Origin of the sequence: Marinimicrobium sp. UBA4509 (genome assembly GCF_002388575.1) — a bacterium.
Taxonomy (GTDB): domain Bacteria; phylum Pseudomonadota; class Gammaproteobacteria; order Pseudomonadales; family Cellvibrionaceae; genus Marinimicrobium; species Marinimicrobium koreense.
Map to the genome: position 1 here is coordinate 63,913 of NZ_DGMV01000051.1, position 270 is coordinate 64,182.

The following is a 270-nucleotide window of genomic DNA, read 5'->3' on the forward strand; positions in this document are numbered from 1 at the left end:
CCAAAGGCCGCATCCGCCGTAACTCAAGTCAATCCAAACCACGAAAGGTCTAAAGCATGAACCTACTGGTCATCGGCGGCGGCGGACGTGAACACGCCCTCGCCTGGAAGGCGGCCCAGAGCCCCAAGGTCAACAAAGTGTTTGTGGCCCCCGGCAACGCCGGCACGGCCCTGGAGAAAAACCTGGTCAACGTGGATATCGACGTGCTGGATTTTCCGGCTCTGGCAGAGTTCGCCCAGCACAATGACGTGGCGCTGACCATCGTCGGCC

Annotated in this window: 1 pseudogene; it reads left to right on the forward strand. The window is 60.7% G+C overall.

Features of this window, described 5'->3' with window-relative positions:
- Window positions 1-56: 56 nt before the first annotated feature.
- Window positions 57-270 (forward strand): annotated as a pseudogene (locus tag B3520_RS09220) (phosphoribosylamine--glycine ligase N-terminal domain-containing protein); the annotation flags it as partial.